The sequence below is a fragment of the Ureibacillus sp. MALMAid1270 genome (assembly GCF_049202975.1).
In the GTDB taxonomy this organism is placed as follows: domain Bacteria; phylum Bacillota; class Bacilli; order Bacillales_A; family Planococcaceae; genus Ureibacillus.
Genome location: NZ_JBMIRP010000056.1, coordinates 33,102 through 42,570, shown reverse-complemented (window position 1 = coordinate 42,570; position 9,469 = coordinate 33,102). Strand labels below are relative to the sequence as shown.

The 9,469-nt window shown below is 34.4% G+C and carries 10 protein-coding genes and 1 tRNA gene; 6 read left to right on the top strand and 5 right to left on the bottom strand.

Annotated elements, in window-relative coordinates; genetic code table 11:
* Positions 1-210 precede the first annotated feature (210 nt).
* Positions 211-417 (bottom strand): helix-turn-helix domain-containing protein, encoded by a 207-nt coding sequence (locus ACOQFO_RS07075; protein ID WP_421688990.1) that lies wholly within the window; start codon positions 415-417, stop codon positions 211-213.
* 10 nt (positions 418-427) lie between these two features.
* The gene (locus ACOQFO_RS07070) at positions 428-904 is read right to left on the bottom strand and encodes a DUF2975 domain-containing protein (protein ID WP_421688989.1); all 477 of its coding nucleotides are present in this window, start codon (positions 902-904) and stop codon (positions 428-430) included.
* Between the two features lie 631 nt (positions 905-1,535).
* Here ACOQFO_RS07070 and ACOQFO_RS07065 point away from each other — a divergent pair.
* Complete coding sequence (locus tag ACOQFO_RS07065; RefSeq protein ID WP_421688988.1) at positions 1,536-1,790, top strand: hypothetical protein; 255 nt, start codon at positions 1,536-1,538, stop codon at positions 1,788-1,790.
* A 371-nt stretch (positions 1,791-2,161) separates the two neighbouring features.
* Positions 2,162-2,842, top strand: a complete 681-nt coding sequence (locus ACOQFO_RS07060; RefSeq protein WP_421688987.1) for a serine/threonine protein kinase — start codon at positions 2,162-2,164, stop codon at positions 2,840-2,842.
* Positions 2,843-2,874: 32 nt separating this feature from the next.
* On the opposite strand, the gene ACOQFO_RS07055 is transcribed toward ACOQFO_RS07060, so the two are convergent.
* The 3 genes from ACOQFO_RS07055 to ACOQFO_RS07045 are packed head-to-tail and all read right to left on the bottom strand — an operon-like array spanning position 2,875 to position 6,021.
* Positions 2,875-4,509: a YndJ family protein gene (locus ACOQFO_RS07055; protein ID WP_421688986.1), complete on the bottom strand. Its 1,635-nt coding sequence runs from the start codon at positions 4,507-4,509 to the stop codon at positions 2,875-2,877.
* The gene (locus ACOQFO_RS07050; RefSeq protein WP_421688985.1) at positions 4,496-5,110 is read right to left on the bottom strand and encodes a DUF4166 domain-containing protein; all 615 of its coding nucleotides are present in this window, start codon (positions 5,108-5,110) and stop codon (positions 4,496-4,498) included. Before ACOQFO_RS07050 ends, ACOQFO_RS07055 begins: the two co-directional genes overlap by 14 nt.
* Before the next feature lie 8 nt (positions 5,111-5,118).
* On the bottom strand, positions 5,119-6,021 hold the full coding sequence (locus ACOQFO_RS07045; RefSeq protein WP_421688993.1) for a DoxX-like family protein: 903 nt from the start codon (positions 6,019-6,021) through the stop codon (positions 5,119-5,121).
* Positions 6,022-6,175: 154 nt separating this feature from the next.
* Between ACOQFO_RS07045 and ACOQFO_RS07040 the strand changes: the two genes are divergently transcribed.
* The 4 genes from ACOQFO_RS07040 (at position 6,176) to ACOQFO_RS07025 (ending at position 9,462) form a co-directional block, all read left to right on the top strand.
* A tRNA-Val gene (locus ACOQFO_RS07040) sits at positions 6,176-6,248 on the top strand.
* 246 nt (positions 6,249-6,494) lie between these two features.
* A complete protein-coding gene (locus ACOQFO_RS07035; protein WP_421688984.1) occupies positions 6,495-7,466 on the top strand; it encodes an N-acetylglucosamine kinase in 972 nt (323 codons plus the stop codon).
* A complete protein-coding gene (locus ACOQFO_RS07030) occupies positions 7,463-8,410 on the top strand; it encodes a GNAT family N-acetyltransferase (protein WP_421688983.1) in 948 nt (315 codons plus the stop codon). Before ACOQFO_RS07035 ends, ACOQFO_RS07030 begins: the two co-directional genes overlap by 4 nt.
* Positions 8,407-9,462 carry a serine hydrolase domain-containing protein gene (locus ACOQFO_RS07025; protein WP_421688982.1) on the top strand — a complete coding sequence of 352 codons (1,056 nt, stop codon included), beginning with the start codon at positions 8,407-8,409 and terminating at the stop codon, positions 9,460-9,462. Before ACOQFO_RS07030 ends, ACOQFO_RS07025 begins: the two co-directional genes overlap by 4 nt.
* Positions 9,463-9,469 lie beyond the last annotated feature (7 nt).

Here is a 9,469-nt window from a genome sequence, read left to right as displayed (position 1 = left end):
CATTAAGTGGGGGATAAAAGACCTAAATAAGCTATATGAGCATAGGTACTTAAGTTATTGAACCGCCGTGTACGGAACCGTATGCACGGTGGTGTGAGAGGTCGACTAGCCAATTAATGGCTAGTCTCCTACTCGATTATTTATTTATTTATTTTAAGGAGAATAGTTTTAGTTTGTCATTCTTCGAAAGAAGTATTTTTATTAAAGTTCTTAATCCTCTTTGTATTCTAAAATATCTCCAGGCTGGCAGTCTAAAGCTTTACAAATTGCTTCTAATGTTGAAAATCGAATTGCTTTTGCTTTTCCGTTTTTAAGGATTGAAAGATTCGCCATTGTAATGCCAACCTTTTCGGAAAGTTCTGTCACACTCATTTTTCGTTTTGCTAACATAACATCTATATTTATAATAATTCCCATTATTTTCACCTCAGACCGTTAAATCATTTTCTGATTTGATGTTAATTGCTTCTTGTAAAAGTCTTTGGAGAACAGCTGCAAACACAGAAATTACCAATGAAGCGAAAATGGGGACCATTCCCATAATGATCAAACCTGGAGCATCTTCAATCTGAGCTAAGAAATAAACAAAAGGAATGACAATTACGTATATACCACTAAAAGTTAATGCGCAAAATTTAATTACTTTCAATGCATTCACAGACATTTGTGAAAAAGCATTGTTGTAGTCAATAAGGGTTAAAAGTCTAAATGATTGATACAATGCAACCAAATACGGGATAACTGATAAGTAAAGAGCAATAACGATTGGGTATAGTATATGTGCATATTGCGCATTTGCTGGGTTATTTATTAAATACACTATACCAACTCCACCTAATACTACTACAGGAATCCCCATGATAAATAATGCTATTTTCAAAAATAGTGTTGAACCTATTTTCATAATAAAAAGCACCTCACTAAAATTATGTTCAACTGATGATACCATGAACTATATCGACTATCAATAAACATATATTTAATTTCAATAATTAATTATTGATAATTGTTCAGATTGATGAGTTGGAGTTCTTTGTGAAGGGGGACATATTTGTAGAGGGATTAGCGAGTTGTGGGTGGTTATGAGCGACTTCAAGTCGTGCTCAAATAATTGAGCGACTTTCCTGTGGAATTGAGCAACTCTTAAACTGATATGAGCGACTTTTGCATGGAATTGAGCAACTTCAGGTCGTGCTCAAATAATTGAGCAACTTTTTCGTGGAATTGAGCGACTTTCCTGTGAAAATGAGCAACTTTTAAACTGAAATGAGCGACTTTTCCATGGAATTGAGCAACTTCAGGTCGTGCTCAAATAATTGAGCAACTTTTTCGTGGAATTGAGCGACTTTCCCAAAGAATTGAGCAACTTCATTCCTCGCTCAAATAATCGCGCAACCCCAATCACACCAGAATTTTTCAAAACGCGTAATAACAACTCCTGTCGAAAAATAGAATAAATTATCTAATTTTCGGTTTTCGCCAATGTATTTTTTTCGTTTTTTTCTAAAGAAATCAAAAAATAAAGGAGTGTCGCCTTGGCAATCTTAAATCCTCGCTATTCTTTTCTGGAGGCTGATTTTAGAAATCCTAACCTGAAAATTGAACATCCTGAAGATGAAGAGGTAGTAGTTCCATTAAATGAATCAACCACAATAAAAGAAGAGGTAATAAATACTCCACCTAATCCACCTTCGTTTTATGTAAGATCCTATCCATTATTCTTATATGGAAATACAGTTTCTGCGGATATTTATAGTGCAGCCTTATTTTTACTAATAAAAAATATATAAAAAATTAAAATTCCTCAAAAATAAAAAACCCGGAAATAAATTTCCGGGCTGACTCACATGCAATCTTCCGCCATGACACTCTACCTCCGCTTTTGCTTATCGCTTGAGCTTAATGGTATTGATGGTATTTCCGAATTAACGATCATTCACGCTCATCGGGTTAACCCTCCCAGTCACTAGGATTTGAAGTGAAATCTTTAATAGTATAGGGCGTTTTACTTTTTTCATACACAAAAAATGAAAAAAATAAAAAATGTACTTTTACAACATAATGATTAAATGTGTGATACATTTCATGCAGTAACATAAACTAAAAGCATCATATAAATTATATTCATTAAAACGTTTTGAGCAATGAAGGGGGAGAATAATTGGGAAATGATTGGGACATCGCACTTCATTCTCTTTCTAAGTTAACGATCCATTCAAATTTAGATAATGAACCTGTCAAAATAGAAGGTGGAGAATCAAACGAAGATTTAAAATGTATTGGAAAAGGTACAGATGCTGCTGTTTTTCAACATGTTCACGTACCATATTATGCATTTAAAATTTATGCAGAGGAGAAAATGGATAAAGTTAATATAGAGGAGAATGTTTATCGTCAATTAGGTGAGTCACCATATTTTCCAATTTGTTTTGCAACCTTTGAGAATATTTTGATTTTAAGCTATGAAGAGGGGATTACCCTTTTTGATTGCTTACTTCAAGGCATCCATATTCCACAACAGGTTATCGACGATGTGGAAGAGGCGAGACACTATGTTCGTAGCAAAGGATTAAACCCACGAGATATTCATTTAAAAAATATTTTACTTCAAAACGGTAGGGCAAAAATTTTAGATGTCTCGGAATACGTACATCAAGGGAACGATTACCGATGGGAATATTTAAAAAGGGGATATGAACAATACTATCCTTACATCGATGGAAATCCAGTTCCATTATGGTTAGCTGAATCCGTACGGAAGTTTTACAATCAACATTTTAGAGGCCTTCCTCCAGATCATGACTATTTAAAATTAATTCGTAAGTTTATTTTTAGAAAATAAATGATAAAAGACGATCCCAAAAGGAATCGTCTTTATTTGTTTGAAAACGCATTCTTAGCAAGTAAGTCATGATGTTCAATCGTATAGGTTATCTTCAAAAACGGAATTGAAAAAATCCACATATGATGTTCTGCATAAAGTCTTCCTGCCTCAATTTCCTTTACATGGAATGTTTCCTCTATTGGTAGGGCAAGAAGATGTTGATTCCAAGCTAAATAAATTCCAGCATCGGAATTCACCTGTAGTTTTTTACTTGATAACTGTAGCTCGCTACCAATCTGATTTAACTCAAGAATTCCAATCATTGATGAGCATGGCAATGGTAAAGCAATGTTCATATATGTACGATCTTCTTTTTGATGCCATGAATAAAGAGCAATAAAAGTAGCTCTTTTATTAATTTTCCTAACCCATGCTCTTGGGGTGTTCCTACCATCTAAATCATCATTTATTTTAATAATGCTATCTGTCATTTCAATCCGCTTACTTGATAATGGTAGATTGATTTGTTGAACAAATGAACTAATTAAACGATAAATTGTAGCGAATGGCTTAAACCACCCTCTCCAATGAACTCTGGCATAAAGCTTGTAATCTAGCGTGTTCTCATAAAAATTACGAATACCAGAAGACAGGGTAGATAGATCGATGTATGGCTCATATATGCTCATATCATCTACTAAACCTCTATAAGAATCTGTATTTCGCTCATCCTGGATATGAGGAAGTATTTTTTCACCAATTACCATTTTTCCACGAATTCGACTTACAGGAAATGTAGATTTTATCAATTTTGCTGAAGGCACGGAAATTGACCAGCCGATTAACCCGAATAATGCAAATAACACACAATTTAGGAATCCGTGAAATTGAAGCATAAAATCGATGCTAATAGCAAAGTTTTTCGTTAAACGACCAAATGCATATAAAAATGAAAAAAGAATCGTCACACCTAAAGAACCAAATGAAACTAGAATCAACCCTTTTTGTACATTATTCGCCAAGGGGGTACGACTAGTTATATAAATCACCATATAAATTCCAACCATGTAAAACACGACTGAAATCCACTCAACCCAAACAGAAAACGTGATCCCAAGTGCTAATAGAATTAGTGAAATTAATAAAATACTTGCAGCCACTGGATAACTTTTTGGTTTATAGATTCTACCCAGTAATCCTATAAAAATAGGTAGTAAAAATGCGGCATAATGAAAATGAATTGCCGTTAGCCATGTAATAATGGGTGAAAATCCAGTATCGATTCCTGTTATATGTGCAAAGAACCACATACCACCTATTGATAAGAATATAAGTGCGATATCAATGGCAAATTCTTCGAAATGAATAAATCCCCTTGTTAAAAATCGACGTATCCCATAAACAGCAACAATTATAGTAAATATTAAATAAATTGCTGCAAGTAAGCCATCCCAGTTCGATTCATTGGATATATGTAATAAAACGACTGAAAGATAAGCAGGAACGGAAAAGTATAAATAATAGCGACTGAACCAATCTTGCTTACTCATAATTAATTGTAAGGTAAGGGGAACATAGACGATCTGTACAACTGTTAGCATTAATAAATAAGGAGGGTCTTGTCCAAAAATTACAGTCACAACAAATAGAAAAATTGAAACGAATGTCCATTTATTCCATAACATTTGCTATGAACTCTCCTTCATATGAGAAAATAAGCCCAGTTAATGGATTTCGAACATCCACTGATATTTCATAAACACTTTTTTCCTCGTTATATTTTTCAATGACTGTAGCAATGCAATGAAATATTTTAGGCAAAGGAATTTCTATTTTCCCTAGAACTAGCCGTTGCTTTTTCGATTCGATTTTCAAAATTCCATTAGTAGAAACATAGAAAGCTAAATCTGAGTAGAGAACGCTTGGCTCACCTAGATAATCTTTTATGATATTTTGTTTTGCATCATAGCTCATAAGGGCATTAAAGTATCGCTTCTTCTTCCCAAAATAAAATATTCTTTCCCAATGAATTTGTTCCTCACCATTTTTTCCTATCTTAGGTGTATTGGAAATAGTAAAGGAAATATCCGACCCTTGTTCAGGAAAAAGCAGTTTGAACTTTGTACCGAGCATAAGAATTGGATATAAAAATTTGGGACCAACTTTTATCGTCTTCATAACACCGGTTGCTTGAAATGGTTTTTCATTAATAAATTCATAACGTTTTTGCAGCATCGGGTGTAATCTATGAAACTCTTGATTTAAAACCATTTTATATATCGTCATTCATCTATTCATCTCTTTCTCTTGCAATTAGAAGCTGTTGGGATATCTTTACTGATTACAAAACCAATGATTGAAATCACTAAAAGGGAAATATTAAATGTTAATGGATTAAAAGGGTGAATTAGTAAACTTGAATCAGCCATTATTGCCACTATTGTAAGTAATGGAAAAACAATAATCTGCAAGCCAAATAAAAGTCTCTTCTTTTTGATAAATAGAAAAATAAATCCAAGTAAGATTTCAATTATTCCAGCGACCATAACGATCCAATATGCCAGTTCATTTGAAATCGGAATGAGATTATTGACCATTGATATTTCATCAGGATGTGAGTAGACAAGCTTTGGGATTAATCCATGATAAATCCAAATGAAGCTAAATAGGAATGAGGTGATCCAGTATACAAAAAATCTCAAATATTGAGAAACTGGAGCTTCATCTTTTTCCAACCATCTTTTTAACACATCAAAACTAAGCGCAGTGCCCCAACCAATGAGAGGGCGGAAAAGAAGTCTATCTAACACTTGTCCAAATTTACCGAAATTCACATCATAGTCGTATTGAGTAAGAAAGGTAATGGATTGCTCTTTAGGTATGTATTTCCAATAACCTCTACCTTCCTTTATAGGAGATATTCTTTGTTCAGTACCGAAATGAAGGGAGGATGATCGTGTTCCATTAATCGCTTCATGGCTTCCAGTGGATATGCCCCAACCCTCGATTTTTTGTCCAAATCCAAGACTCCGTGTGTATGTAAAATGTTGAGGTTCTTTATCCATTTTAGGTAAATATGTAATAGAAGAAAAACGGAGGTCCCATTGAGCATGGAGGTCTGGCGTTTGCGTTGCTTTCCATAAATCATCCATTTTGGTATCAATATCAATTTCAACATAAACTGGTTTTCGTTTCATCAAACAAATACCACCTTTCTCTAAAGAATCAGAGGATTTTTGCACGATATAAGTGTAAAATTAAGTATAACATGAATAATTTGTAATTTTTTGAAGAATGAATTAATATTTTCTTTTTTCGTAATTTATGCTAATATTTGGTTAACCCAATTTCGGTCTTGTAGCTCAGCTGGGAGAGCATCACGTCGACAACGTGAGGGTCGCAGGTTCGAGCCCTGTCGAGACCATATAGTTAGAACACCTCATTTTTTCTGAAATATACAGAAAGAGTGAGGTGTTTTTCGATTTTCGGAAATCCTAAATGTCCATAAATGATCATGAGATATTAGTATACACATTGACTTTGTTGTTAACGGTTTTACTTTTTACCCTCTAAGCACTTTTAAAATAGTATAACGAAAATTAAAAGAATTGTTGAAAAAACATTTCAGAAAATTATAATAAAGGAAATGGAAGTAAAAGGGGTTAAATGTATGTACATTTTAGGGATTGATGGTGGGGGGACGAAGACAACAGCAATAATTGCTGACGAGAATGGGAAAGTTTACAGTCAAACAATTACAGGAAGTAGTAACCCAAATACACTATCACAAGATCAATTCGAACAAGTGATGTGCGATTTATTGTGCCAATTACGAGAACATAACGAAGATATTTTTAATAGCATAGAAGTTTGTTTTGCAGGAATGGCTGGTGTCGGTGAAAGTGGTAGAGATGAAGAAATGAAATCGCTACTTCTTCAACATTTACCTTCTAATCCACTTGTCATCGTTCAAAATGATGCAGTTAATGCGCTTTATTCGGGTACTTTAGGTGCAACTGGGATCGTACAAATTGCTGGTACGGGAGCTATTACCATTGGATTAAATGAAAACAACAAAATGGTCCGTGTAGGAGGATGGGGGTATTTATTCGATGATGATGGTAGTGGCTTTTACTTAGGCAATGAAGCACTTCGAGCAGTTTTTCAACATCATGATGGAAGAGGAATGGACACAACATTAACTGAAGCAATCCTTTACCATTTTGAAGTGATGGCCGTACCAGATTTAATCGAAAAAATTTATGGTAAAGATCATCCTCGCTCCGTCATTGCACCACTAAGTAGATATGTAGTAAAGCTTGCAGAACTTGGGGATCAAGTTGCAAATACAATTATAGAAAATGCATGTAAAAAAATGATGCATTCTATTAAAACATGTCATAGTCAATTATTTGAACAAGACCATAATACCTCTGTTATATTATCTGGTGGCGTTTTTACAAACGAGGAAATTTTTGTTCAACATTTTAAAAAGTTTTCCAATGAAACCCATCCAAATTTGAAATTTAGTAAAACATTAATTCCTCCAGTTGGCGGCGCAATTGCTGCTGGGATAAAAGCAGTTCAAAAAAACATAGATCCTAACTTTGTTGAAACATTAAATAAAGGGGTCAAATTATGAAACTTGTGAATATCGAAGAGGTTGAAGTTAACCGAATTGTACAGCTTTGGAATAAGTGCTTAGGTAATTCATTCCCAATGACGGAAGAGTTATGGATTCAAAATACGGTAAATGATATGAATGTACAAAGAACAGGGTCCGTTGCAGCACTAGAAGGCGAAGAATTAGTAGGATTTGTCGTTACGAAGCAATATAAAGAAATAACTCCAGCGTATATGTCAAAAGAAATTGGATGGACTCAATGTTTGCTTGTGAACCCTGAGTCTCGAGGTAGAAGAATAGGATCAACCCTTTTACAACATGCAGAGGCGAGTTTTCAAAATGTGATGGAAATTCGTTTAGGTCGCGATCCATGGCATTACTTTCCGGGCGTTCCTTTAGAACAAAAAGACACAATCAAATGGTTTGAACATAAAGGCTATGTAAGGGAATCAATAGAGATTGATTTAGTGAAAAAAGTTATAGATGAAAGTCCTTTAATTCTATCAAACTCTAAAGAGCATTTTAGAGTATTAACAATAGAAGATTTACCTCAATTATTAAATTTCTTAAAAGATGTGTTCCCTGGAAGGTGGCATTATGAAGCTTATCGATATTCCCAGTTAAATGCAACAGGGAGAGAGTTTATGGGATTTTTTATTGATGGCGAATTGAAAGGTTTTTGTCGAATGAATGATCCCGGGTCACCAGTCATTGCACAAAATGTGTATTGGTCTCAACTGTTTCCAGCTCCTTTAGGTGGAATTGGACCATTAGGAATTGACCGTAAAGTAAGGGGAAGCCATTTTGGGTTAGATATAGTAAAAGCAGCTGTAAATGAACTTATGGCACGAGGAATGCATTATATCGTAATTGATTGGACTCAACTTGAATCATTTTACGGAAAGCTAGGCTTTACGAAGTGGAAGCAATATCAAACGATGTCAAAAGAGGTGAAATCGTGAAAGAACTTATTCAATCTTTTTTACAGAATGAAATCGTAAATGAAGTAACTCCTGGAGCAGTCATTCGAGTTAAACATAAAGGAAAGTGGATATTAGAAGAGGCAATTGGCATGAATAGTACAGAAGACGACAAGGTGCCAATGACACCGCAACATCTATTTGATGTGGCTTCTTTGACAAAAGTGCTTGCAACAACTCCATCTATTTTACAATTACTCGGTTTAGGAGAAATTCACCTAAACGATCGGATTTCAACTTTTATTCCTGAGTTTGCTCAGAATGGGAAAGAGTCTATCACTATTAAACAATTACTAACACATTCTTCAGGTCTTATTGCACATCGACCATATTTCGAGAAAAAGCTTCAATTTGATGAAGTGTTAGCGGATATTTGTGCGAATGAAGAATTGACATATCAACCGGATACTAAAGTTGTTTATAGCGACTTAGGCTTTATATTGCTAGGGAAAATTGTAGAAATCGTTTCTAATTTACCTATTGAACAATATTCAAAGAAATATATTTTTGAACCTATTGAAATGAACGATACAACCTATCTACCAAATGTTGAACGACAAAGATATGCACCTACTGAATATTTAGAGCATTTAAATGGACATAAGTATGGGATTGTTCACGATGACAATACCGAATTTATGGGTGGTATTAGTGGCCATGCTGGATTGTTTTCTACAATAGGAGATATTGCAAAATTCTGCGACATGCTAGAAAACGATGGTTATTACAACAATCAACAAATTATTCATCCACTTTGGTTAAACAAATCAAGAGAGAATTTCACACCGTTTTCAACAGAAGCACGTGGATTAGGATGGCAACTAAGAGGAGAAGGTTCAAGTCCTGCAGGGGATTTAATGAACGCAAAAACTTATGGTCATACAGGGTATACTGGGACGAGTTTTTATATCGATACAGAATCTGAAGTTACTGTCATTCTATTAACAAATCGAGTGTATTATGGACGTCACGATAAAATGAATCGTTTAAGACCACGATTACATAATCTCATCATGACTAATTTATCAAATTAGGAGGAAT

Coding starts and splice junctions, on each gene's coding strand:
- ACOQFO_RS07075 (WP_421688990.1), bottom strand. CDS start 417: ATGGGAATTATTATAAATATAGATGTTATGTTAGCAAAACGAAAAATG.
- ACOQFO_RS07070 (WP_421688989.1), bottom strand. CDS start 904: ATGAAAATAGGTTCAACACTATTTTTGAAAATAGCATTATTTATCATG.
- ACOQFO_RS07055 (WP_421688986.1), bottom strand. CDS start 4,509: ATGTTATGGAATAAATGGACATTCGTTTCAATTTTTCTATTTGTTGTG.
- ACOQFO_RS07050 (WP_421688985.1), bottom strand. CDS start 5,110: ATGACGATATATAAAATGGTTTTAAATCAAGAGTTTCATAGATTACAC.
- ACOQFO_RS07045 (WP_421688993.1), bottom strand. CDS start 6,021: ATGAAACGAAAACCAGTTTATGTTGAAATTGATATTGATACCAAAATG.
- ACOQFO_RS07035 (WP_421688984.1), top strand. CDS start 6,495: ATGTACATTTTAGGGATTGATGGTGGGGGGACGAAGACAACAGCAATA.
- ACOQFO_RS07030 (WP_421688983.1), top strand. CDS start 7,463: ATGAAACTTGTGAATATCGAAGAGGTTGAAGTTAACCGAATTGTACAG.